Raw genomic sequence first — 24625 nt, 5'->3', positions numbered from 1 at the left:
GGAGAGTACAGGAACTTGTGAGTAGATTGATATTTATATCATCAAAAGCATACTCGTTGAAGTAGGAATGGAACATAGAAGTTTATAACTTTTTATAAGTTTTCAGTAACGGCTAACGAGGCAATGATCAAAATGGCCCGTAAATATGGTATTGAAAAGTATGGTCCAAACCGTTATCATATCGTAACTGCAAAGATGGGATTCCATGGAAGAACCTTTGGTGCCATGTCTGCAACAGGTCAGCCGGGTAATGGATGCCAGGTTGGATTCGGACCTATGACTTATGGTTTCTCCTATGCACCGTACAATGACCTTCAGGCTTTCAAGGATGCATGTACAGAGAACACAATTGCTATCATGGTTGAGCCTGTACAGGGCGAGGGTGGTGTACATCCTGCAACAATGGAATTCATGCAGGGACTTCGTAAATTCTGTGATGAGAATGATATGCTTCTTCTGATCGATGAGGTACAGACAGGATGGTGCAGAACAGGTGCTGTTATGTCCTATATGAATTATGGTATCAAACCGGATATCGTATCTATGGCAAAGGCTCTGGGCGGTGGAATGCCAATCGGTGCCATCTGTGCAACAGCAGAGGTTGCAAAAGCTTTCACAGCAGGTTCCCATGGAACTACATTCGGCGGACATCCGGTAAGCTGTGCAGCTGCACTGGCTGAGGTGAATGAGCTTCTGGACAGAGATCTGGCTGGAAATGCAAAGAAGGTTGGCGATTACTTTGCAGCTAAGCTTGAGAAGCTTCCTCATGTAAAAGAAGTAAGACATCAGGGACTTCTGGTAGGTGTGGAATTTGATGATACTATCGGCGGAGTGGATGTAAAACATGGTTGTCTTGACAGACATCTTCTGATCACAGCTATCGGAGCGCATATCATCCGTATGATCCCACCGCTTATTGTTACAGAAGAAGAGTGCGACAAAGCTGTAGCAATCATCGAAGATACAATTAAATCTCTGGAAAAATAAAAATCCGGCAACGGAGTGATACAGTAAAAGGACAAGGGCGTCACGAATTATATTCGTGCGCCCTTTTATGATATCAGGTCCAAAAGGTCAAAAAGTCGTTCGTGCCTGCACGATAAGACTTTTGAACTTGGGACCTGCCAAACATGAGAAAATAGCGATTTACATAGCAAATCAGCGGATTTCGAATGTTTGAGAATCTGATAAAAATTTGAGTGTGAGAGGGAAGAGCATGAAACATCTGGTAATTACGATTGGCTGCGAATATGGAGCCAAGGGCAATGCCATCGGTAAGAAGATTGCACAGGATCTGGGGATTAAGTTTTATGATCGTGATCTTGTGGATGAGATTATCAAAGAGGTAGGCATCCCTACAGACATTATGGACAGAGTAGAGGAAGGCGGAACCATCGCAGGTAAAGGTGCACAGGGTGATGTGAGAGGTTCCTTTTCCAAATATGCGGATCTGACAGACCGCGCCATTCATGTACAGAAGCAGATTATCCGGAAGCTGGCTCAGAAAGAAGCCTGCGTGATCATAGGACGGTCTGCAGATTATATTCTGAAAGATACAGAAGGAATCCAGCTGGTGAGAGCATTTATTTATGCACCTAATGATGTTCGCGTTCACAACATTATGGAAAGCCATAATCTTTCGGAAAAGGATGCAAAGCTTCTGCTGGATGAGAAGGATAAACGTTATCATAAGAGACATCTGGCACTGACAGGAAGTAACCGCGGTGACAGACATAACAGGGATATTCTTATTAACAGTGATTTTCTGGGAATTCAGGGAACAGCAGAATATCTGGAAGATCTGATCGCAAAAAAATACGGAAAAAAGGAGGCCTGACCTATGGAACAAAAAACATCAGAATTTGACAAAGTACTTGGTGCATGGGACATACTTGTAATTGCATTTGGCGCCATGATCGGCTGGGGCTGGGTAGTTTCTTCCGGCAACTGGATTGAATCCGGTGGTGTGCTTGGTGCAGCTATTGCATTTGCAATCGGTGGAATCATGATCTTCTTTGTAGGTCTGACCTATGCAGAGCTTACAGCAGCCATGCCTCAGTGTGGTGGTGAGCATGTATTCAGCTACAGGGCAATGGGTTCTACAGGTTCTTTTATCTGCACCTGGGCGATCATTCTTGGATATGTAAGTGTTGCCTGCTTTGAGGCATGTGCATTTCCCACAATCATCTCTTATCTGTGGCCGGGGTTCCTGAAAGGATATCTCTATACAGTTGCAGGCTTTGATGTTTATGCATCCTGGTTGATCGTGGCTATTGTGATTGCTTTTCTTATTATGATAATTAACATTAATGGAGCAAAGACTGCGGCAGTTCTGCAGACTGTTCTTACCTGTATCATCGGCGGTGCCGGAATTATTCTGATCGTGGCTTCTGTGGTTACAGGAAGTGTGGATAACCTTCAGGGACAGATGTTTGTTGGAAACGGTACCGGTGAAGCAATGAAAAGTATTATTAAGGTTGCAGTTATCACTCCGTTTTTCTTTATTGGTTTTGATGTTATCCCACAGGCAGCAGAGGAGATTAATGTTCCGCTGAAAAAAATCGGTAAAATGATGATCCTCTCTGTTGTGCTGGCTGTTGTATTTTACTCACTGGTTATTCTTGCAGTAGGTTATATCCTGAATCCGGCAGAGATTATTGAGTCTCAGCAGGGAACAGGACTTGTAACAGCAGATGCCATGGCCAAGGCTTTCGGGACAAAGATTATGGCCAAGGTTATCATTGTAGGTGGAATGTGTGGTATTATTACATCATGGAACTCCTTCCTCCTTGGCGGTTCCCGTGCCATGTACTCTATGGCAGAATCCTACATGATTCCTCCGTTTTTGCAAAGCTTCATCCGAAGCACAAAACTCCGGTTAATTCTCTGTATCTGATCGGTGCCCTGACTATGCTGGCTCCTTTTGCAGGAAGAACAATGATGGTCTGGATCTGTGATGCAGGTAACTTCGGATGCTGCCTTGCATACTGTATGGTCTCTGTCTCTTTCCTGATCCTTCGTAAAAAGGAACCGGATATGGCAAGACCTTACAAAGTAGGCCACTACAAATTTGTAGGTTTTATGGCAGTAGTCATGTCAGGGCTGATGCTTCTGGTTTACTGTATTCCGGGTTCCGGTGGAAGTCTGGTATTTCAGGAATGGCTTATGGTAGGTAGCTGGAGTTTACTTGGAGTTGTATTTTATGCGATCTGTAAACGTAAATATAAAGAAGACTTTGGTAAACTTATTGAACTGATCTCTGATGAGGATGCAGCAAGTCTTATGCCGGAGGCTGATGATGAAGAACTTGATGTGGTAATCGATGCGGCTATTGACAGGGTGCTTTCCTCTATGGCATAACGCTATAAATGACATGACAATTATTTTGGGTAACAGAGTTTTGAATTTGTGCAGGGTAGGTGCCCTGCACATTGCAATATTGAAAAAATACAGGAAAAGAGGCAGAAATTAATGAATCCATTTGAATTTTTTATTCCTCAGAATATTACAGTCGGTGCAGGTACTCTGGCGAAGCTTCCGGAATGTGCCAAAAAGCTTGGAGGTTCTCATGCAATGCTGATCTCAGGACCAACTCTCCGGAAAATGGGAGTTGTGGATAAGGCGGCGGATTATCTGAAAGACGCCGGAATGGCAGTGGATATTTTTACAGATGTAGAAGCCAATCCGTCTGTCACCACAGTGGAAAAAGCGACAGAAGCGTATAAGGATTCCGGCGCAGATTTTATCGTTGCGCTGGGCGGTGGTTCTCCTATGGATGTGGCAAAAGCAGTGGGAGTTACGGCTAAATATGGCGGCAGTATTACAGAATATGAGGGGGCACATAAGGTTCCCGGAAAAATTGTTCCGCTGATCGCAATCCCGACTACTGCGGGAACTGGCTCAGAGGTTACGGCATTTTCTGTTATCACTGACCACAGCAGAGATTATAAGCTGACGGTATTCAGTTATGAACTTCTTCCTGCATATGCGATCCTGGATCCTGAGCTTCTCACCTCTGCTCCGGCATCTGTGGCAGCAGCATGCGGAATCGATGCATTTATCCATGCGGAGGAGGCTTATGTTTCCACAGCAGCATCTCCGTTTTCTGACGCAATGGCAGAGAAAGCAATGGAGCTGATCGGTGGAAATATCCGCCGTTTTGTGGCAAGACGTACAGATCTTGAGGCTGCAGAGGCAATGCTTACGGGATCTCTTTTTGCAGGAATCGCCTTTTCCTTTGCAAGACTTGGAAATGTCCATGCCATGAGTCATCCGGTAAGTGCTTTCTTTAATGTGGCACATGGAGTGGCAAATGCAGTTCTTCTCCCTGTGATTGCAGAATATAATGCGCTGGCAGATCATGGCAGATATTTGAAGATTTATAATTATATCAGTCCGATCCCTGCATATGAGGATGAATTCGAACCACTGATGCTGGTGGATGCCATCAGGGAATTAAACGAAGATATCGGAATCCCGGAAGACCTGACCACAGCCATCCGCCAGGCAAAGAAGGGAGAAGAGATTCTGATGAGGAGATTGAAAGCAAGATTGATGCCATGGCAGATGATGCTATGAAGAGCGGAAATATTGCAGTAAATCCAAGATCCTCCAGAAAGCAGGATATTGTGAAACTGTATTATAAAGCTTTATAAGATAAAGAATAATGCAGTATTTTATGTGATTGCTACAGGTAGGATATTGATTAAAAATATCTGTTCTTATAAAAAACGTGCAGAAACATCGAAGTCGACAGATAACTTCAGGCTTGAAGGTTTATCTCGATTTCAAAATGTATCTGCACGTTATTTTTTTGAGAAATTTCCATTGTATAACTTGCCTGATAGAAAGAAAGATTATATAGTATTAACCAAAATATAGTAAAGTAATGTGAGTCAAAATATTGATTGTTCAGGAGGATTTTATGGCAAAGAAGAAAATATATGCAGTACGCAAGGGACATAAAACAGGACTTTTTGCTACATGGGCGGAGTGCCAGAAGGCAGTAAGCGGATATTCAGGAGCTGAGTTTCGGGGATTTACAGAGAAAGAGGAAGCATTGGCTTTTCTGAACATGGAGACAACAGGAAATGTATCCGGTGATAAAGCAAAAGAGGCGGCAGGAATCGTGGAAGTAGCTGAAAATATGGTCATTGCTTATGTAGATGGAAGTTTCGAGAAAAGTATTGGCAGATATGCCTTTGGTTGTGTGATCCTTACACCGGACGGACAGGAAATCCGTAAATCCGGCAGCGGTAGTGATTCTGCAGGAGTCGCGATCCGAAATGTGGCAGGAGAGATGCTTGGTTCCATGACTGCAGTAAACTGGGCCATAGAAAACAAATATCCAGCTGTGGAAATCCGCTATGATTACGAAGGGGTAGAGAAATGGGTAACAGGTGTATGGAGAGCCAAAACACCTCTGACCAGCAAATATGCTGCTCATATGCAGGAAGCAGGAAAGAAAGTAAAGATTTCTTTTTGTAAAATAGCAGCTCATACGGGCAATCACTACAATGAAGAGGCAGATCAGCTGGCTAAGAGTGCATTGCTTAAGACAGATGAAGAAGTACGAATATAAAAGTTCATATTAAAGAAAGTAAGTATCTGAAAAGTAGAAAAATATGTGATAAAAACACCTGCTTGTTGATAGCTGATAAAATATATCAGCATCAATAGCAGGTGTTTTAGGGATAAGATTGAATAATTGTGAATCTGCCATCTGATGAGAATACAAATTCATCTTAACAGAGTTATTTCAAGTGTTTTATCCTGTTTTCACTGGTATTGGACCACATAGTATATTGTTTACAATTTCTAAAATGTTTATCACAGTAAGAATTGAAAGAAGCCTGGCTTACATTTTTCATATGCTGTTCATCTTTACCGGTTTGAAAACCAGCAACAGAACAGTATGCCCTTGATGTGCTGACAAGTTTAGAACCGGACAAAGTCCATAATGCAGAACCGGAACCACCTACTCCGTTGGTCCACCAGCTTATATGTATTCCATTGTAGTGAGTGTTATACTGTAAAATTTGATAATTCATCCCTTTTCCGGAACACTGACCGGCATAGATTACTTTGCCATTTTTTATGGTATATACAGAATAATCTACAATAACTCCACGGTTGCTTGATACAATCAGATCAGGGGTTCCATTTCTGTCAATATCCATTAGATAGAAACACTTTCCGCCAGACTGGAGCAGAACCTTTTCATATAAGGCTCTTTGATCTTTTATTTTAATCTGACATTTCAGTTTTTTAGAGCCGATTTTGGCTGTAATTGTTGCGGTACCTGTTTTCTTTGCTTTTACTTTTCCAGAAGAAACAGATGCAACTTTACTGTCAGTGCTGGACCAGGTAACTTTTTTGTTTGTCCCGCTTACCTTGAGGTGATAAACACCACCAACATTCATTGTTAGTTTAGTTTTATTCAGTTTTACGGAAGCTGCCTGAGCAGTACGTGGAATGATTATTAGAGAAATAACCATTAATACTGCGATAATAAATGAGAAGTGTTTTTTTAATAGTTTTTTCATTGACTTTCCTCCGAACAATGAGTTTTTTGAAGAAAATTTTTTATTTTACTGTCACTTTTAGTTTTTGAGTAATTCCATTACATTTTATCGAGACAGTAGCTGTTCCTTTTTGTCTGGCAGTGATTTTTCCTTTAGTGTTTACTGTTACGCATTTAGTATTTGAGCTTTTATATGTGATTTTACCTGTTGGAACTGCAGAACAGGAGATGGTATAGCTGCTTCCTTTTTTCAGTGTTATTGCTTTATTTTTCAGGTTGAGAACTGGCTTTTTTACAGTAATTTTACAGGAAGCACTTTTATTTCCCAGAGTTACTGTGACATAAGCGGTTCCTGCACCTTTGGCTGTTACTTTTCCAGTGGCGTTGACCTGAACTACTTTTGTATTTGAACTGTTCCAGGTTGGCGTTGATGTACTGCCAGAGATGACTGATTTTAATACAGCAGAATTTTTGCCTTTGACAGTATAAAGAGTAAGTTGCTTTTTATTTAGTTTGATTGAGTGATCTTTTACAGGAACAAAGTTGAGTCCGGCATTATTTGCAGCTATTTCTACCGGGCTGTTCTTAACACCGTAGATGGTATGAAGTGCTTCTGCACCTATAAACACCCGGCTATGCAGATTGGTAGTTGCAGGAATCTGCAAGGTTTCTAATTGTGTAGTGCCATCAAAAACACTGGAGCCGATGTAGGTTACTTCTGGACCGATGATTAGTTTTTTTAAGTTTGTACAGTTTGCGAAAGTAAATCCTTCTATAACTTTGCCGTGATACTCGGCTTCTTCCAGATTTTTACAATTCAGGAAGACACTTTGTTCCTCATGTGTTACAGAAGGGGGAACAATAATATGGACAAGTCCTGTATCCTTAAAGGAAGCACTTTTCAGGAATACAAGGGTTGAGGGAAAATCAATATGTCTTAGAGCTTTGCAACCTTCAAAGGCACTGTAACTGATTGTTTGTGTTCCGAGGGGCAGAGTTACATCTTTTAAATTGGTACAGTTTTTGAACGATGCAGAGCCAACATAGGTAAAACCCTTATGGAAGATAACTTCTGATAGTGACGTGCAGTTTGCAAAACTGTATTCGCCAATTTCTTTTACTTTAGGTAAATCCAGATATGTCAGAGAAGTGCATCCTGCAAAAGCACTGTCTTCTATAATTTTTATATTTGAAGAAATGTTTACCTTAGTAAGGTTGTGACAGCCTGCGAATGTACGATAATAAATTCGGTCAAGACCCTCTGGATAATGAATAGACTTAAGATTTTCGCACTGTGCAAATACACTGATTCCCATGGATGTGATCGTATCAGGCAATATTACAGAACACAGGTTTTTGTTATTAGCAAATGCAGAGGATTCAATTTTAACAACAGGTTTTCCATTTAAGATAGAGGGGACTGTAAGATCTGTATCAGACCCAACATAGCTTATAATTGTTGCTTTTCCAAGGGAGAGTGTGTATTTATAGCCATCCTCATAATAATAGTTGGCGGCTTTTGCTGATACACAGCTAAAAAGACAAAGGATGAAAGCAAATAGCAGAACAAGATGTTTAAACCCTGTATTTTTATTTTTCATAGATGCCTCCTGTAAAATTTAATCGAATCAATGAATTTATCTGCTTTAATTATGAAAAGTAATAAACAGTGAGTAGATGTTTAATCGCAAGTTGGTGCACAGGCATATGTAAAGCCTGTTACAATGTTATTTTTTATAGTCAGGGTGATGCTTGCAGCATTTCCCCACCAGAATACAGTCGGATTGTTAAAGCTTCTTAGGCCATTTTTATTAAGAATAGCAGTAGCTTTGGAAAGTGTCATTCCAAGCTGCATTCCACCGATACCTACACCGTAATTTCCGCGATTGCAAATATAGACATATTTCTGATTCTTGGAATATTTTGCATTATAATTTACACCAATGATCATCTTGTTTCCGGCAGCATAGAAAGATGGATAACCAGAATTGCTTTTTTTATGCATTCCACCTATTTTGTTGATAATAGTAGAATATTTTCCGACATATGATGGGCTTAAAGGCGGAAGATTTTTCATAAGGTTAAGTACTTTGACCGTTGTTCCGCTATATCTGGAAAAGTTACTGTAAATAGTTTTTCCATTTACGGTTTTATAAGCACGTACTTTGTAATAGTAATGTCCTGCAGAAAGTTTTTTGTTTGCATAGCTGGTAGTATTTTTTGTTTTTATGGTTTTGATTTTACTATAATTTCCTTTTGCAGAATTGGCACGCCAGATTTCATACCCGGATGCATTAGAAACTTTAGACCATTTAATGGAAACACTTGCTTTTTTTGAAGCAGTAACTTTGATATTTGCAGGTGCTTTAATAGCAGCGGCCTGTATCTGAGTGCATGCAAGAAGCATCAACAGAATACTTGTGATTACGAGAAACCATTTCTTTTTCTTCATATTAGTTTTCCTCCTGAGAAAATAATTTTGTGAATAATATTTCACAAGTTTGTTTTATCATAGCATAAAAAATTAAAAAGAGTGTATTAGGCGTAGAAATTAGACGGAAAATTCAGAGAATTTTGTCTAACTTTTGTGCCTAATCAATCTCGAAAGCAGAAATATAGTAAAATATGTTATAAATCATTTGAACATGGAGGAAAAAACATGAGCGCAAAGTTAGTATTAACAGTAAAGGATTCAAGCAGAATGGCAAAGGATTATTCTATGAGTATGATGGATAAAATGTTTCATCCGTTAAAACATAATAAAATCTTGAATTCAAAGGCTAAAATTGGCATATTAATTGATGATGAGGAAGAAGGAACTTTATATGAAGCTTCCAAGACTCCTTATGAAATCAATCTGCAACCAGGTTTCCACCGCATTACTATGATAGATCCGGCGAAGGAGAATAAAAAAGGCAATGTTAATTTAATAGGATCAATAATAGGAGTTGTTGAAGGGAATGGGATCGCAGATACCATGGCAACCAGTAGATTTGCAAAATCAATGGCAGGAGTAATGTTTAAAACCGGAGATGGATATCTGGATCTGAATTTAAAGGATGGGGATATTATCAAGGTTCAATGTCAGGCCGGAATTGGCGGGAAAGTTTCAATAAAGATATTAAAATAGAAAACGTAGAGGGAAAATGATATGGAATTTCCTATTTATACTCCGTGGGAAAATCTTGATGCCCAAACAATACAAAAAGTAATAAATTCAGGAATTAATTACAGAACTTATTGTGACGAAAAGCCATGGGATGTTTCTTTTGAGATAGATTTTTTGCCAAAAGAAGAGCTTATAATAGTTGTTCTGATTGAACATGGACGTCGTAAAGGTGGAGTTAGTGTACAGAAAACAAGTGAACGAACAGAAATTTCGCCGTATAGTAAAGAAGAGCAGGCAGAAATGCTAAAAGCTTATAATGAGAAAATTGACAGATATGAAACGTGGAATGCATTGTTCACAGGACCTACGACAGGATTGTTTGGAAATAATGTGTATGAATCATACATGGATTACATGTATTCCTGGGAACACTGGAGTGACAGAATATTTTTGTCAGATTATTATGAAGAACAATTATATTCGGTGCAGTCAGATACCTATGTTACTGTAAAGAGCACTCAGGAAGGATATGATTGTATCTATGAACTGGCACAAGTGAAGGTGAAAGAGCATATTTTGGAAGGTATATGCTGGAAGTCATTTCCCAAGCTGATATTTTCCAGAGGAGATAAATCAGACGTTCCGTATAAAGATGTGTATAATCGTCTGGAAATACTGACAGGAGCAGAATATTTAATTGTACCGGCGCTGATTGAAATAAAAGAAAAATATAAAATTACAGCAGTTTCAGAAAAATTGGACTGTCCGCAGATGCGGTTTCGCGGAATGACTATGGAAGAAACTGTAAAACAGGCTGTTTTTGAAAATATATTTGGAGAATTTTTACAGGGAAGTAGATTTTGCGGAGAAAATATAAATAAGAAATGCCTCATTGCAGAGAAACAGAAAGAAATATTTGCTTCCGAGTTTCTTGAATCTCAGAAATATCCTGAATTATTGATGAATGCAGTAAAAAAAGCAGATTTTCATTGTATGGCTTTTAAAGTTCTTGGAATTTTGAATAGCCCATATATGCAGACATATGATAAAATAGAAATGTTAAGAAGCTGTATGGCTATTAGTAATAGTGCGGAAAAATCCAGGGAATGGAAGAATGCATATCAAAATCTGATATGGGTTATGATCAAAAAACTGGAAATGGATGATTCACAGGGGAACAATCTGGAAGTTGTCAGTGAATTACAGAAATTTGTGGAATACCAACAGGGAGATTTTGAAAAAGAACAAAAGGGAAAATCCAGAGAAGAAACAGCAGAAATTTTCTTGATGAATGAACTCATAAGAATGTTGGCATGTATTTCTATTGTAACAGTAAAGAAGATTCAGGGACAGGAATGTGCAGAATTGGCTGAGAAGAGTTGGTTTATGGCAGAAAGTATTGAATATATGTGGAATGCAGAAATTTTAAACCAACAAGTGAGAGAAAATGTGCAAAAAACATTCATCAGAATCTGCGTAGGATGCGGATCTATGTATCTGCAAAATGTTCAGGAAGAGAATGTAAACCCTGAACAGATAATAGAAACAGCAGAAAAAGTGCTGTTGTTATTGAATAATCATAGAGATTTGATATTGCAGGAAGAAATGCCAGTTTATCAGATACCGATTTATCAGATGCTTCAGGTGGCAAATATAAGACTAAACCATGATGAAAATGCATTATATTATGCAAGAAAAGGTGTTGAATTGTGCGATGGGATTAACGCTGATAATAATGCACAGTTAAACGGAATGATCAGAGATTCAAAGCGAATGTTCCAGGAATACATAAATCAGAATGCACAGAAAGTACCTGAGAAGGCAAAAAAGAAAGGATTTTTTTCAAGATTGTTTTCAAGGTAGCCTGCAAAAAGAAAATCCCCAGACATGATGTCATAAAATAACATCATGTCTGGGGATTTTGAATTTGAAAAGTAAGCGCTTATTTTTCAGGTGTCTTTGAAAATATTTATTATTAAAGAATCTGTTGTAGTCTGATAAACATAGATTACAACGTTCCGCCATATTCCAGAATCATATTTCTGATAATTTCCAGAGTTTCCTGTTCTGACCATGCCATATTACCCTTATCAAGGAACTGACAGAATTCATAAAGCTTTTGGGAAAACCCGGATTCTTTTAAGACATAATATTGCAGACCATGGCTGGTGTTATTCCAGAAAGCAATGCCATTATTGACATTAGAACTGGATACAATGGAAATATGTCTGGGCAGATGGATGAAATTTTCCTTTACACAGATACAGGAGTGTGGTGTGTTAAGCATGTATTGATAATAACTTTTTAGAAGCCACAGACGTAAAGACGGATCAAATGGTTTGTAAAGCATGTCAGGATAACCAGCTATACGTCCTTCTTCCATGAATTGCCTTAGACCTGAAATACAGAAAATATGTACCATGTTTTCGTTTTCCATATGTCGGGTACGTTGAGAAAGAGAAACAAGTAATGGTTCCTTTTCGACTGTATCCAGTATAATCTGCTGTTCAAGTATATTTGCTGGAATCAGATGGAGAAGGCATGGAGAATATTCAATGTAATAGTTGTGTGTTACATAACCTTCGCTCATCATAGTGTTTACATCTTTTACATAAGAATCCAGATCAGAACGAAACAGCATTTTTCTGGCCAGCACTTTTTCGCGGATAAATTCATGTTTCAACAATTGTAGTTGCTGAGTATCTCTGATGATGATTCCTTTTGATGTCTGGAAATTTATTCCAATGGCAATATTATCTGTGATCAGCCAGTTTGGAAGCAGACCGGATTTTTTTTCTTCGGATACAGAGGGGGTAATATAATAATAAAAAGGTTCATAGCCTTCACAAAACATAGCTGGTTTTAAGATGGATATTTTTTTCAGGTTATCTAATGTATTGTCGGCATTCTGATTCTGCAGCAGAGGAAAAAGATGTTCCAGCTTCTGATATGATGCTTCATGTATGATCTGAATGAGATAATGTAAATGTTCCGAAGAAATTTCTGAAGTCCATAAATAAATTTCTGAATCTGATGTACTTATCATTATTTTTCGAATCCAGGAGTAAATGGCAAACTCGTTATCCAGGATAGAGATTGTATTTGGGGTGTCTGATATGCTGACAGAGGCATAAGCTGTCGGAAATTCAATTACATCCTGCTGGATGATATGGATCAGTTCTTCCATACATTGCCACTGGCTTTTTCCCATTTTTTCCTGTCGGTAGAGAAGCAGAAGATCAGATTTTGTGCTGGCGGTACATTCCATTGCGTCAAGAAGCCGTACCAGACGGTTTTCTTCTTTGGGAATGCGTTTTCCTTTATTCATTTTGGAGATATAGTCTAATTGCAGACCACTGGCTTCGGCAAGATAACATAATGTTTTGCCTGTATTTTGTATTTCTTTTTCAAGTCTTTGTGAAAAATCACTCATAGTAATAACAAAATCCTTCCTTAAAATGTAACATATATAAGTATAAGCGAGAAGGATGGAAAATGCAAAGCTTTTATAGAAATTTTGTCTAATATCAGTGCCTAAAACAGTAATAAGTGTTATCTGTGTTATTATCATAACTGCGAAATAAAAAAATATTGTAAGAAGGAGTAAAATGCTATGTTTTTGGTTGCTGTATTGGTGTTATTGTTCTTAATGTATCGTTTTTATACATTTCGAGCAGAAATGGTTTTTATAATGACATTGCTTACACCTGCGATGTTACTGATAGGAGCATATCATCTGACAGGAGAATATCGTGAAGCAGGAATATTTCTTTTGATAGTTGGAATCTTTTTGTTGGCAGTAGTTATGTTTATGTATCGAATTACAGCAAGGGGTGTAGAAAAGGAATTCAGATCTGCTTATTATAAGAATCTGTTTATTTATGGTGCACTCAGATTTCTTCAGACATTTTGCAGAATGACGATTGTTTTTTCATTTGTAGCCGCTATGCTTGGCGGTGTATCACTTGATTATAAGGAACGGCTGGATATAGCAGGAAGAAAAATTTATGTGGATGATAATCTGCGCGATGCAGAAGGAAATCAATATACAGAAGTAGAAAGATAAAAGAAAATAAAGATTATTTTAAAGAATTATTATAAAAACAGCTGCGATACTGTCTGAAAAGTATGCTCAGGGATAAAACTGTGAGCAGTACGTCAGATGACAGGTAGTGCAGCTGTTTTCTGTTATGGAAACAGAATTTTTATAGAAGGTAATGGATAAAACGAAGATTATGACAGTGTCATATCTCCATCTTTCACCCACCCAAGCTTACGGATAAACATATTGATGAGCGGACACAGAATTGCAGGGAGGATGAAGGAGATCATCAGGAGACCTGCCCAGTCCCAGCCTGTAACTGAGGTTTTAAGTCCATCTGCAATATCATTCATCCAGCCGGTATATACACCAATCTGTCCTACGAATCCACAGGTACCCATACCGGAAGAAACCGGAGTACCGTTCATCTGAAGTTTGAACAGACAGGTTGCAAGAGGTCCGGTGATGGCAGAAGTAAGGATCGGTGCAATCCAGATGCGTGGATTTTTTACGATATTTCCCATCTGGAGCATGGATGTTCCGATTCCCTGAGAAACAAGTCCGCCCCATTTGTTCTCACGGAAGGACATTACTGCGAAACCTATCATCTGTGCGCAGCATCCTGCAACAGCAGCTCCTCCGGCAAGTCCGGTAAGGCCAAGCGCAGCACAGATGGCGGCAGATGAGATAGGAAGTGTCAGTGCAATACCCACGAATACAGAAACAAGGATTCCCATCAGGAACGGCTGCAGGTTGGTTGCCCACATAATAATATTTCCCACTTTCATTGCGGCACTTCCAAGTGCCGGAGCCCACCATGCAGACAGGGCAACACCTATACCGATTGTGACAAGTGGAGTGACCAGAATATCAATTTTGGTTTCCTTAGATACTGCTTTTCCGATTTCGGAAGCGAAGATGGCTACAAATAATACAGCCAGCGGTCCGCCTGCACCGCCTAATGCGTTAGATGCAAAGCCAACAGTGATCAGTGAAAACAACACCAACGGCGGACAATGTAGCGCATAGCCGATGGCAACAGCCATGGCAGGACCACTCATTGCAGATGCCAGAGAGCCTACGGTATACTGGGTGTCGTTTACAGTTGCCACAGCAGTGGTCAGAAATGAAATATGAAACTGTGTTCCAAGTGTGTTGATGATCGTACCAATCAGCAGGGAGCAGAAAAGACCCTGCGCCATGGCACCAAGGGCATCGATTCCATAACGTTTTATGGAAATCTCGATGTCTTTGCGTCTGAGAAATGCTTTAAACTTTTCCATAGATTACTTTCTCCTGTTTTTATTATGTATAGAAGGGTGTATATACACCTATATACGTTTTTCTCATTATAGTCATATTCACGGAGTAAATCAAGTAGTTTTGTAACTGTTCACACACCACTATCCCGCGAAGTGTTTTGGCATGAATATGCCAAAATCACAAGACATACAAGCCAAAATTCCATTGCCGCAGGCAATCTGGAATGAATTTTGGGTACGTTACTGTGAACGGAGTGAACAGTAACGTAGTTTTAAAATAGTGGAAAACAATTTACAGAAAGAATATTGTAAAGTATTTTACTGTCTGATATGATAGAAAGAGTTAATTTTACGGAGGAAAAAAGATGAGTGAATGGATCAGAAAAATAAACTGGAAGTATGTGGTCGTAATGTTGATTGGAAATATAATCCTTGGTTTGGGAATTGCGATATTTAAACTTTCCGGACTTGGAAATGACCCTTTCAGCGGAATGGTAATGGCACTGGCAGAATGTGTGGGAATTGAATATGCCCGTTTTTTAATTCTTCTGAATCTGGGATTTTTTGTAATAGAAATTATCTGGGGAAGAAAGCTTATCGGATTGGGAACGATCATAAATGCGTTATTCCTTGGATATTTTGTTACATTTTTCTATAACCTGATCACATCTGTGATCGATGCACCGGATCAGATGGCAATGCAGGTGGTTACCGTATTTATTGGAGTTATCATAACAAGCCTTGGAATTTCCATGTACCAGCTTCCGAAACAGGGAGTTGCACCATATGACAGTATTTCTCTGATCATGACAGAGAAATGGCCGAAAATTCCGTATTTCTGGTGCAGAGTATCTAATGATGCGATCAGTGCACTGGTGTGTTGGCTTGCAGGGGGAATCGTCGGACTGGGAACACTGGTCAGTGCATTTGGATTCGGACCTTTTGTTCAGTTTTTCGATACACATTTTACATCAAAAGTGCTGGCAAAGCTGGAAAAATAATAAAAAACTGTCCTGTATATGCACATTATACGTAGAAAATAGGTGCATTACAGAGACAGTTTTTTTATTTGTCAGCCTGTTAACTGCATATATGGCATGCTTCACATGCAGATGGCGTAGTAGCGCATCCTCCCATAGCAGTTTCACGCAGTTCTGCAGGAAGCTTTTTACCCACGGTAAACATCGTCTGGATCATTTCGTCCAGAGGAATCAACTGCGGGATTCCTGCGAGAGCCATTTCTGCGGCAATTATAGCGTTTGCCACACCTGCAGCATTTCTGTTCTGACATGGATATTCTACCAGACCACCGACCGGATCGCATACCAGACCAAGCATGTTCATAAGAACAGTAGATGCAGCAAAAGTACATTCTTTCGGTGAACCTCCCATCAGCTCTACAGCAGCAGATGCAGCCATTGCAGATGCAACCCCTACCTCGGCCTGGCATCCGCCTACCGCACCTGCAACAGTTGCATTTCGCATTGCCAGATAACCAATGGCACTTGCGTTAAATAATGCCCGTATAATCTCTTCATCAGAGAATTGATAATGTTCCTGCATTGCCAGCATCAGCCCCGGTACGATTCCGGCAGAACCGGCAGTAGGAGAGGCCACGATCAGCCCCATGGAGGCATTCGTTTCCAGTGTAGCCATAGCATAAGTAATTGCCTTCTGAAGCAGATTTCCGCAGAGACCTTTTTTCTCCTGAGCGTGGAGACTCAGCTTTCTGGCTTCGCCGCCGATCAGACCACCCATAGATTTTACCGGCTGTCTGATTGGTGAGAAAGCAGCATCTTTCATAATTCCCAGTACTCGTGTCATTTTTTTATTTACAATCTCAGAGGCTGTTTCGCCAAGCTCAATCTCACGGATACGCATAATCTCTGAGATAGGAAGATTTTTTTCTTCACAGAGTGCTAAGAGTTCATTTGCATTTTTAAAATCCATGATAAAAATCCTCCTTTCTTTACATCTGTACGATCATAACTTCATGAATATTCGGGTTCTCGCGAATCGCAGGAACGATATTCTCAGGAAGTTTGCCGTCAGATTCTACGATTGTATAAGCAATCTCTCCCTTGCTTTCACGGAACAGACGCATAAATGCAATATTGATATTGCGGTCACTCAGGCATTTGGTAATATAGGCCACAACGCCGGGAGTGTCCTGATGAATCACGATCACTGCACTGTACTCGCCTGTAAAGTCTACCTGTACGTGATTGATATCTACAATACGGACCTTGCCTCCTCCAAGGGATTCGCCGCGTACGGTCATTTTCTGGCCTTTTTTATTTTCCATGCAGATATCTACGGTGTTCGGATGAATATCTGTTTCCTGCTCATTTGGAGTGAAAGAGAATTTCAGACCTTTTTCATGAGCAATATCAAAAGAATTTCGGATGCGCATATCATCAGTAGAGAATCCCATAATACCACCCAGCAGAGCTCGGTCAGTACCGTGACCATGGTAAGTTTTTGCAAAAGAGCCGTACAGGATGAAGTCTGCTCTCTTTAACGGGCCTTCGATCATTTTCTGGGCAAGATAGGAAATACGCGCCGCACCTGCGGTATGTGAACTTGAAGGACCGATCATGTTCGGCCCCATAACATCAAATACACTGATAAATGACATATTTTTTCTCCTGTGAATATCAATTATAGTCTTGCATGTTTATGGCAATAATCTTATTATTTGCAAATTTCTGATTATATTCTATCATTTAGGAATAAAAGAAGCAAACTTATCGTTAACATTAACAAAAATTAATGTAAAAAATGAGAAAACAGGGTTGCTTTTTCTCTACTGGGCGGTTACAATAACTGTGCAAATTGAAAATAATTTTAAAAATGCTGTTTCAAAATAGGAAACAGCATAAAATTTGCTGTTAGAAATCAGATTCCCGAAAACAGGGTCTGATATCCGAAATCGTAAATTTTAAAGAAAAGGCAGGTGGAACAGAATGGATAATTGCGATTCTCATGGGCGAAGTAGTAGCACAGGATCTGAATTAAAAAGAGTATATGAGTATAGCAGCCGTTTTTGTTCTGCTGTAGTCATATATTTTCAGGATTTTCCATGTATGCATATAAAATAGAAGTTTTTTACTGTCTGTGATCTGACAGTTTCTGTATGTGGAAGATTGGATGTCTTTTTCATTTCTTATCCTGTATTTATGAAATTCCCCCGAATCATGCAATTACATATTGAGCAGTAATGATCTGGCGAAGATGCCGGACAGTTACGGACAGCGGATGAATAGCAGGTTATGGTTTGATACCCTGCGGTTTATTGTGCTGGAAAAAGCATGAAAGAAATGGCAGTAAAATGTAATAAATAACAGACTGCTTTCTTTTGGTGTGCTTTTATGCAAAAAAACGGAGGATGAAAGAATGGAGAAAAGAGTACAGGATTATTCCAAAGAAATTCTGAAGATCATCCGCAGCAACACCTCTCCTGCCGTTATGGGAGGAAGGCTGCAGGATTATCATGAGAATGATCTGGCAGATGTAATGCCGAAACTGACTGTACAGGAGCGGTGCAAGCTGTACCGTATCCTGGATACAGATATGCTCTCTGATATTTTTGAATATACAGATGAGGAGAATGCAGCAGAGTATCTGAATGAAATGGATGTGAAAAAAGCAGCAGCCATTTTATCCAAAATGGAGACAGATGCTCTTGCAGATGTATTAAATAAAGTTGAAAAAACAAAGAAAAAAATACTGATCGATCTGCTTGAACCTGAGGTTCGACGTGATGTGGAGATGATCGCATCCTTTGATGAGGATGAGATCGGAAGCCGCATGACAACAAATTATATTGTGATCACAGATAAACTGACAGTTAAGCAGGCAATGAGCAGTCTGATCGAACAGGCTGCAAAAAATGACAATATCTCCACTATTTTTGTAGTGACAGAGCAGCAGAAATTTTATGGGGCCATTAATCTGAAAGAACTGATCATTGCCAGACGGGATGATCTGCTTGAGAATCTGGTGGTGACTTCCTATCCATATGTATATGCGGAAGAGAATATTGATGACTGTATCGAAGAACTGAAAGATTATTCTGAGGATTCTATTCCGGTTCTTGACAACGATAATCAGCTTCTGGGTGTCATCACATCTGCCAGTATCATTGACCTGGTTGATGATGAGATGGGTGATGACTATGCGAAGCTGGCCGGTCTGACAGCAGAAGAGGATTTAAAGGAGCCACTGAAAGAAAGTATGAAGAAACGTCTGCCCTGGCTGATCATTCTTCTGGGACTTGGCATGGTAGTTTCCTCAGTGGTAGGAATTTTTGAGAAGGTGGTGACTGTACTTCCGATCATTATGTGCTTCCAGTCTTTGATCCTTGATATGGCAGGTAATGTGGGTACCCAGTCTCTGGCTGTGACGATTCGTGTGCTGATGGATGAATCTCTGACAGGTAAGCAGAAACTGGAACTTGTGTGGAAGGAAATGAGAATTGGTCTGTGTAATGGCGGACTTCTTGGAATTCTGTCTTTTGCGCTGATTGGATTGTATATTTATCTGTTTAAAGGAAAAACACTTTTGTTTTCCTATGCAGTATCCGGATGTATCGGTGTGGCACTGTTGCTGGCTATGTTGATCTCCAGTGCAGTAGGCACCTGTATTCCATTGTTCTTTAAGAAGATCAATATTGACCCGGCAGTAGCATCAGGTCCGCTGATCACAACAGTGAATGACCTTGTTGCAGTAATTACCTATTATGGCCTGAGCTGGCTGTTCTTATTAAAAATGCTGAATCTTGCAGGCTGAATTTCAGATAATAAAAACAGAAAGAGGGATAAAATCTTTATGGATTTAAAACAATTACAGTATTTCGTAGTATGTGCGCAGACTGGTTCATTCAGTGATGCTGCGAAAAATCTGTATTCTACACAGCCCAGCGTCAGCAAGGTGATTAAGGGACTGGAAGATACGCTGGGAATGCAGCTTTTTGAACGGCTGCCAAGAGGAATCAGACTGACAGTACAGGGGCATAAGATGTATGAATATGCGTCGAAAATTATAAATGAAGTAAATGTTCTGGAAAATATGGCTTCCAGCGGAATGACAAAATGGATCCGGATATCTTTAAATCCCAGCTCCTGGTTTGCCAATCAATTTGTAGACTTTTATAATGAAACCTATGAAAAAAAATATCATTTCCAGGTAACAACAGCAGGTGTACAAAGCGTAATGGAAAGAGTCCGGGATTATATGGATGATATTGGTTTTGTATATATCCTCAGTCAGCAGAAGGAAAATTTCCTGTATGAATTGTCAAAAAACAAAATGCATTTCGAACCTATCTATGAAACAGATGTAATGCTGTATCCGGGAGGGCTGACAGAGCTTTACAATTCCGGCAAAGAGAGGGCAGAACTGGAAGACCTGGAGGGAATCCGTTTTATACAGAATTATCAGGATGAATTTTTTGACATCGGTGCTGTAAAAGAAGATGCATTCCAATGGAAGGATATTGACATTTCCGTGCTGACCAACAGTGATTATATTATGGAAAAAATGCTGAAGAACAGTAAGGTGGCAAATATAAGCGGAAGTTACCTGTCAGAAAACAAAGAAGGAACTACACCGGGAATCCCTCTGGATCTTGGAGACAGTAAAGTGATTTTTGGTTTTATACTCCACAAAGGAGAAGAAATGGATGAGAGTGTGGCAGAGCTTGTGGAGTTTTTAAAGAGCAGACTGCCGAAGCATTAATTGCCGAAGCATTAATAAAAATTGCAGTTGACTTTTTAACTTATTTTGCATATACTAATAGTAGCTAAGAAATGAAGTGAAATTTCCATGAAGCGAAACGAAAGCCCTCAGAGTTGCCGCTCTGAGGGCTTTCTTGCTCGTTACGGGGAGCTGTTCCGTTTAGACTGTTGCTGTCTAATGTCCGCTGTCCAGCCATTTGCATATGTAGTAGCTAACTACGCCTGCTATGACAGAGACAAGAAATGAAGTAAAAATTGCTTCCATGAAACTCACCTCCTTCCTGCTGGAGGTTCGACAGCTCTTGTAGTATAACATAGTTTAGAACAAAATGGGATGGTTGTTTTAAATTATTGCTGATATTAAAAAAACCTATTCCAAAAATGACGATAGATATTCAAATTAAGAATAGCTTATAACCCCCAGGGTGGGTTGTGGGCTATTTTTGCTTTTGTTAAACTGAATGGTGGCTAATTAGGAGTACAATTTTGAAAAATTATAAAATGGAGATAATCAAATGAGAAAATATGCATTCAGACGACTGCTCCAACTGATTCCCATTTTGTTTGCGATTACTTTTCTCTCCTATGGCATGATGCGGATTGCGGGAAGTGATGTAGTGACACAAAAAATGGAAAATACAGGACAGATTCTGTCAGAAGATAAGTTAAATGCAGCCAGAGAACAGCTGGGACTGGACAAACCATTTCTGACCCAGTATTTTGTGTGGCTTGGGAAACTGCTTCATGGAGATATGGGAAACAGCTATGTATCCAGTCTTCCGGTTTTTGATACGTTCATATCGAAGCTTCCGGCAACGCTGCTTCTTACAGTGACATCTATTTTGCTGACCATCATCATATCAATCCCTCTGGGGATTCTGTCAGCAGTGAAACAGAATACGATTACGGATTATCTGATCCGTTTATGCAGCTTTATAGGAAACAGTCTTCCTAATTTTTTTGTATCATTGCTGTTGATGTATTTTCTTGCGATCAGGTTGCGGATTTTTCCGGTTATATCCAAAGATGTAAGTTTAAAGAGTGTGGCAATGCCGGCAATCACTCTGGCAATTGCCATGTCGGCCAAGTATCTTCGCCAGGTCCGTGCAACTGTGCTGGATGAACTGAGTAAAGATTATGTGGCAGGAGCGAAAGCAAGAGGAGTAAAGTTTTCTGTCACTCTTTGGAAAAGTATTATGAAGGCTTCGCTGGTAACCATCATTACCTTGCTGATGCTGTCAGTGGGAAATCTGCTGGGAGGAACTGCAATCGTAGAATCAATCTTTATGTGGGATGGAGTTGGAAAGATGGCAGTAGATGCTATCTCCATGCGTGATTATCCTATTATTCAGGCATATGTTATGTGGATGGCGATCATCTATGTTGTAGTAAATCTGCTTACAGATCTGTCATACCGGTTCCTGGATCCGAGAATCCGTCTGGGAGGTGTGAAACAATGAGTGAAAAGCAGAATAAAAATGTGACAGTGCGTGTACAGAAGATTAAGAAAAACCATATAAAACAAAAGCTGGTCTTTTTTCTTATTCTGGCAATAGGGCTTGTGATACTTGCAGTTTTTTCAGAGCATCTCTGTCCATATGACCCTTATGCACAGGATCTGGCAAGTGCACTTCAGCCCCCCAGTCTTCAGCATCCTATGGGAACAGATACATATGGGAGAGATATGCTGTCCAGAGTTATAAGTGGTGCAAGAGCCAGTATTTTTTCGACCTTTATCCTGGTTGCTGTGATTTTTGTGTTAGGAACAGCTGTGGGTGTATGCTGCGGATATTTTGGCGGAGCTGCAGATACTGTTATGATGAGAATCTCAGATATATGTCTTGCTTTCCCTGGGCTTGTATTTGCCATGGCGATTGCAGCTATTCTTGGGGGAGGCATTCAGAATGCTGTTATAGCACTGGCAGTAGTAAGCTGGCCGAAATATTCACGTATTGCCAGAGGGCAGACTCTGGCATTAAAAGAGGAACCCTATATTCATGCTGCCATACTGGCAGGTGACAGCTCAGGTCAGATTATGCTCAGACATATTCTTCCAAATATGCTGGGCCCTGTTCTGGTAACAGCCATGCTTGATATCGGTACCATGATGATGGAACTTGCAGGTCTGTCATTTCTTGGACTGGGAGCACAGATTCCCATGGCTGAATGGGGAAGTATGATGAGCAGCGGACGAAGTATGATCCAAACATATCCATGGGTAGTATTATCACCTGGAATTGCAATTTTTATATCTGTGGCAATTTTCAATCTGTTAGGTGATACAGTTCGTGACTATCTGGATCCTAAGAACAGCCGTTCATGATAAGTAATATGAAAACAAACGAGGAGGAAAGAAAATGAGAACAAAGAAATTTCTGGCAATGGCAATTGCCCTGGGGCTGGCAGTAGGAATGACAGCTATGCCAACACTGGCAGCAGAAAAAAAGACATTGGTATTTGGCGATACCACCTTTAATGCGGAAAATGAGGAGGCAGATATTAATCCTCAGAATACCTATGCAGGATGGGCTTGCATCCGTTATGGAGTAGGGGAAACTCTTTTCCGTTATTCTGATACAATGGAAATAGAGCCATGGATCGCAAAAGAGTATGAAAATATTGACGAGCTGACCTGGAAGATCACACTGAACGACGGAGTTGTGTTTTCCAATGGACGTGCCTGTGACGGAGAGGCAGTAAAGGAAAGCCTGGAGGCTTTGGTTGCCAATCATGAGCGTGCAGCAGGAGATCTTTGCATTGATACTATCGAGGCAGATGGAAATACTGTTACCATAAAGACTACAGAACCGAAGCCTGCACTGATCAATTATCTCAGTGATCCTTATGGATGTATTATTGATATGCAGGCAGGTATCAGTGATGATGGTATAGTGATCGGTACAGGTCCTTATGTGGCAACTGAACTGGTGACAGATGATCATGTTAATCTTGTAAAGAATGAAAACTACTGGAACGGAGATGTGAATGTGGATGAGATCACTGTCCGTACAATCTCTGACGGTGATACACTGGCAATGGCTCTTCAGGCAGGGGAGATTAATGCTGCCTATGGTATGGCATATGCAAGCTATCCTTTATTTGAAAATGATGACTTTACATTTACCAGTACAGCTACAAGCCGTGCATTCTATGCGTGGATGAACTTTGAAAGTCCTGTAACATCTGACCCGGCAGTGCGTAAAGCAATTGCCATGGGTATTGATAAGGACAGCTTTGTGTCTGTGCTTCTGAATGGATATGGATATCCTGCAGTCGGTGTTTTCCCGGATACCTTCTCTTTTGGAGGGCAGAATCTGACAACAGAGAGCTATGATCCTGATGGGGCAAAGAAGGTTCTGGAGGAAGCAGGATGGGTGGATTCTGATGGTGACGGTATCCGTGAAAAAGACGGACAGAAACTGGAGATCCGCTGGCTTACTTATCCCAGCCGTCAGGAGCTTCCGCTTCTTGCAGAGTCTGCACAGGCAACCTTAAAAGAAATCGGTATGGATGTTCAGATAAATTGTACCTCTGATAATAATACTATCCGTAAAGACCCTGCATTATGGGATGTATATGCAAGTGCCATGGTAACTGCACCTACAGGAGATCCGGAGTATTTCTTCACTTCCTGCACACTGGATGAATCTGCAAGCAATAACGGACATTATCACAGTGATAAACTGGAAGATCTGGAAAAACAGATGAAGCAAGAATTCGACGCAGATAAGCGTTCAGATCTGGCGATTCAGATGCAGCAGACAATCCTGGATGACAATGCCTATGTATTCTGCTCTTACCTGAGAATGAGTATGATCATGCAGTCTAATGTAACAGGACTGACTGCACATCCATGTGATTATTATGAACTGACAGCGGATTTGGATATCAACTAAACTGTAACAATAAATGAAGAATATGTGAACGATGATATTTCAGGGGCAAAAGATA

Annotated in this window: 18 protein-coding genes and 3 pseudogenes; 14 read left to right on the top strand and 7 right to left on the bottom strand. The window is 40.2% G+C overall.

Annotation, left to right across the window (positions count from 1 at the left end):
* Positions 1-90: 90 nt before the first annotated feature.
* The 5 genes and pseudogenes from LI074_RS05390 to LI074_RS05370 all read left to right on the top strand — a co-directional run.
* Positions 91-987 (top strand): annotated as a pseudogene (locus LI074_RS05390) (aspartate aminotransferase family protein); the annotation flags it as partial.
* A gap of 229 nt (positions 988-1216) precedes the next feature.
* On the top strand, positions 1217-1837 hold the full coding sequence (locus LI074_RS05385; protein WP_022380087.1) for a cytidylate kinase-like family protein: 621 nt from the start codon (positions 1217-1219) through the stop codon (positions 1835-1837).
* 3 nt (positions 1838-1840) lie between these two features.
* A pseudogene (locus LI074_RS05380) lies at positions 1841-3360 on the top strand (APC family permease).
* A 111-nt stretch (positions 3361-3471) separates the two neighbouring features.
* Positions 3472-4655 (top strand): annotated as a pseudogene (locus LI074_RS05375) (iron-containing alcohol dehydrogenase).
* A gap of 269 nt (positions 4656-4924) precedes the next feature.
* On the top strand, positions 4925-5581 hold the full coding sequence (locus LI074_RS05370; RefSeq protein WP_055059850.1) for a ribonuclease H1 domain-containing protein: 657 nt from the start codon (positions 4925-4927) through the stop codon (positions 5579-5581).
* Between the two features lie 172 nt (positions 5582-5753).
* On the opposite strand, the gene LI074_RS05365 is transcribed toward LI074_RS05370, so the two are convergent.
* The 3 genes from LI074_RS05365 to LI074_RS05355 form a co-directional block, all read right to left on the bottom strand.
* Entirely contained in the window at positions 5754-6545 is a 792-nt protein-coding gene (locus LI074_RS05365; protein ID WP_008706790.1) for an Ig-like domain-containing protein, read from the bottom strand.
* Between the two features lie 40 nt (positions 6546-6585).
* Complete coding sequence (locus tag LI074_RS05360) at positions 6586-8124, bottom strand: leucine-rich repeat protein (protein WP_008706788.1); 1539 nt, start codon at positions 8122-8124, stop codon at positions 6586-6588.
* A gap of 80 nt (positions 8125-8204) precedes the next feature.
* A complete protein-coding gene (locus LI074_RS05355) occupies positions 8205-8975 on the bottom strand; it encodes a fibronectin type III domain-containing protein (protein ID WP_020993568.1) in 771 nt (256 codons plus the stop codon).
* A 207-nt stretch (positions 8976-9182) separates the two neighbouring features.
* Between LI074_RS05355 and LI074_RS05350 the strand changes: the two genes are divergently transcribed.
* Positions 9183-9653 carry a hypothetical protein gene (locus LI074_RS05350; RefSeq protein WP_055059849.1) on the top strand — a complete coding sequence of 157 codons (471 nt, stop codon included), beginning with the start codon at positions 9183-9185 and terminating at the stop codon, positions 9651-9653.
* Between the two features lie 21 nt (positions 9654-9674).
* Positions 9675-11495: a hypothetical protein gene (locus LI074_RS05345; protein ID WP_173697826.1), complete on the top strand. Its 1821-nt coding sequence runs from the start codon at positions 9675-9677 to the stop codon at positions 11493-11495.
* A 145-nt stretch (positions 11496-11640) separates the two neighbouring features.
* Here LI074_RS05345 and LI074_RS05340 read toward each other — a convergent pair whose 3' ends face one another.
* Positions 11641-13065: a helix-turn-helix domain-containing protein gene (locus tag LI074_RS05340; protein ID WP_161233558.1), complete on the bottom strand. Its 1425-nt coding sequence runs from the start codon at positions 13063-13065 to the stop codon at positions 11641-11643.
* A 180-nt stretch (positions 13066-13245) separates the two neighbouring features.
* Between LI074_RS05340 and LI074_RS05335 the strand changes: the two genes are divergently transcribed.
* Positions 13246-13698, top strand: coding sequence for a hypothetical protein (locus LI074_RS05335; RefSeq protein ID WP_008706777.1), 453 nt, complete (start codon positions 13246-13248; stop codon positions 13696-13698).
* A gap of 167 nt (positions 13699-13865) precedes the next feature.
* On the opposite strand, the gene LI074_RS05330 is transcribed toward LI074_RS05335, so the two are convergent.
* Complete coding sequence (locus tag LI074_RS05330) at positions 13866-14957, bottom strand: PTS transporter subunit IIC (protein WP_173697825.1); 1092 nt, start codon at positions 14955-14957, stop codon at positions 13866-13868.
* Between the two features lie 344 nt (positions 14958-15301).
* Between LI074_RS05330 and LI074_RS05325 the strand changes: the two genes are divergently transcribed.
* On the top strand, positions 15302-15937 hold the full coding sequence (locus LI074_RS05325; RefSeq protein ID WP_008706774.1) for a YczE/YyaS/YitT family protein: 636 nt from the start codon (positions 15302-15304) through the stop codon (positions 15935-15937).
* Between the two features lie 79 nt (positions 15938-16016).
* Here LI074_RS05325 and sdaAA read toward each other — a convergent pair whose 3' ends face one another.
* The gene (gene sdaAA, locus LI074_RS05320; RefSeq protein ID WP_055150769.1) at positions 16017-16886 is read right to left on the bottom strand and encodes an L-serine ammonia-lyase, iron-sulfur-dependent, subunit alpha; all 870 of its coding nucleotides are present in this window, start codon (positions 16884-16886) and stop codon (positions 16017-16019) included.
* Between the two features lie 19 nt (positions 16887-16905).
* On the bottom strand, positions 16906-17574 hold the full coding sequence (gene sdaAB, locus LI074_RS05315; RefSeq protein ID WP_161233557.1) for an L-serine ammonia-lyase, iron-sulfur-dependent subunit beta: 669 nt from the start codon (positions 17572-17574) through the stop codon (positions 16906-16908).
* A gap of 758 nt (positions 17575-18332) precedes the next feature.
* On the opposite strand from sdaAB, the gene mgtE reads away from it, so the two are divergent.
* From mgtE to LI074_RS05290, 5 genes are all read left to right on the top strand, one after another.
* Positions 18333-19727: a magnesium transporter gene (gene mgtE, locus LI074_RS05310; RefSeq protein WP_161233556.1), complete on the top strand. Its 1395-nt coding sequence runs from the start codon at positions 18333-18335 to the stop codon at positions 19725-19727.
* Positions 19728-19766: 39 nt separating this feature from the next.
* A complete protein-coding gene (locus tag LI074_RS05305) occupies positions 19767-20675 on the top strand; it encodes a LysR family transcriptional regulator (protein ID WP_055059846.1) in 909 nt (302 codons plus the stop codon).
* 514 nt (positions 20676-21189) lie between these two features.
* A complete protein-coding gene (nikB, locus tag LI074_RS05300; RefSeq protein WP_008706768.1) occupies positions 21190-22134 on the top strand; it encodes a nickel ABC transporter permease in 945 nt (314 codons plus the stop codon).
* A complete protein-coding gene (nikC, locus tag LI074_RS05295; RefSeq protein WP_025577531.1) occupies positions 22131-22997 on the top strand; it encodes a nickel transporter permease in 867 nt (288 codons plus the stop codon). The genes nikB and nikC overlap by 4 nt, the downstream gene beginning before the upstream one ends.
* 34 nt (positions 22998-23031) lie before the next feature.
* The gene (locus LI074_RS05290) at positions 23032-24570 is read left to right on the top strand and encodes an ABC transporter substrate-binding protein (RefSeq protein ID WP_008706766.1); all 1539 of its coding nucleotides are present in this window, start codon (positions 23032-23034) and stop codon (positions 24568-24570) included.
* Positions 24571-24625: the final 55 nt, after the last annotated feature.

Source organism: Blautia sp. MSK18_10 (assembly GCF_020553185.1).
In the GTDB taxonomy this organism is placed as follows: domain Bacteria; phylum Bacillota; class Clostridia; order Lachnospirales; family Lachnospiraceae; genus Blautia_A; species Blautia_A wexlerae.
This window is presented reverse-complemented; position numbering and strand designations above follow the sequence as displayed.

Excerpts from the sequence above, each read along its gene's own strand:
- mgtE (WP_161233556.1), top strand. The coding sequence starts at position 18,333 with ATGGAGAAAAGAGTACAGGATTATTCCAAAGAAATTCTGAAGATCATC.
- LI074_RS05355 (WP_020993568.1), bottom strand. The coding sequence starts at position 8,975 with ATGAAGAAAAAGAAATGGTTTCTCGTAATCACAAGTATTCTGTTGATG.
- LI074_RS05340 (WP_161233558.1), bottom strand. The coding sequence starts at position 13,065 with ATGAGTGATTTTTCACAAAGACTTGAAAAAGAAATACAAAATACAGGC.
- LI074_RS05290 (WP_008706766.1), top strand. The coding sequence starts at position 23,032 with ATGAGAACAAAGAAATTTCTGGCAATGGCAATTGCCCTGGGGCTGGCA.
- sdaAA (WP_055150769.1), bottom strand. The coding sequence starts at position 16,886 with ATGGATTTTAAAAATGCAAATGAACTCTTAGCACTCTGTGAAGAAAAA.
- LI074_RS05370 (WP_055059850.1), top strand. The coding sequence starts at position 4,925 with ATGGCAAAGAAGAAAATATATGCAGTACGCAAGGGACATAAAACAGGA.
- LI074_RS05385 (WP_022380087.1), top strand. The coding sequence starts at position 1,217 with ATGAAACATCTGGTAATTACGATTGGCTGCGAATATGGAGCCAAGGGC.
- LI074_RS05335 (WP_008706777.1), top strand. The coding sequence starts at position 13,246 with ATGTTTTTGGTTGCTGTATTGGTGTTATTGTTCTTAATGTATCGTTTT.
- LI074_RS05365 (WP_008706790.1), bottom strand. The coding sequence starts at position 6,545 with ATGAAAAAACTATTAAAAAAACACTTCTCATTTATTATCGCAGTATTA.
- nikB (WP_008706768.1), top strand. The coding sequence starts at position 21,190 with ATGAGAAAATATGCATTCAGACGACTGCTCCAACTGATTCCCATTTTG.
- LI074_RS05360 (WP_008706788.1), bottom strand. The coding sequence starts at position 8,124 with ATGAAAAATAAAAATACAGGGTTTAAACATCTTGTTCTGCTATTTGCT.
- sdaAB (WP_161233557.1), bottom strand. The coding sequence starts at position 17,574 with ATGTCATTTATCAGTGTATTTGATGTTATGGGGCCGAACATGATCGGT.
- LI074_RS05330 (WP_173697825.1), bottom strand. The coding sequence starts at position 14,957 with ATGGAAAAGTTTAAAGCATTTCTCAGACGCAAAGACATCGAGATTTCC.
- LI074_RS05345 (WP_173697826.1), top strand. The coding sequence starts at position 9,675 with ATGGAATTTCCTATTTATACTCCGTGGGAAAATCTTGATGCCCAAACA.
- LI074_RS05325 (WP_008706774.1), top strand. The coding sequence starts at position 15,302 with ATGAGTGAATGGATCAGAAAAATAAACTGGAAGTATGTGGTCGTAATG.
- LI074_RS05350 (WP_055059849.1), top strand. The coding sequence starts at position 9,183 with ATGAGCGCAAAGTTAGTATTAACAGTAAAGGATTCAAGCAGAATGGCA.
- nikC (WP_025577531.1), top strand. The coding sequence starts at position 22,131 with ATGAGTGAAAAGCAGAATAAAAATGTGACAGTGCGTGTACAGAAGATT.
- LI074_RS05305 (WP_055059846.1), top strand. The coding sequence starts at position 19,767 with ATGGATTTAAAACAATTACAGTATTTCGTAGTATGTGCGCAGACTGGT.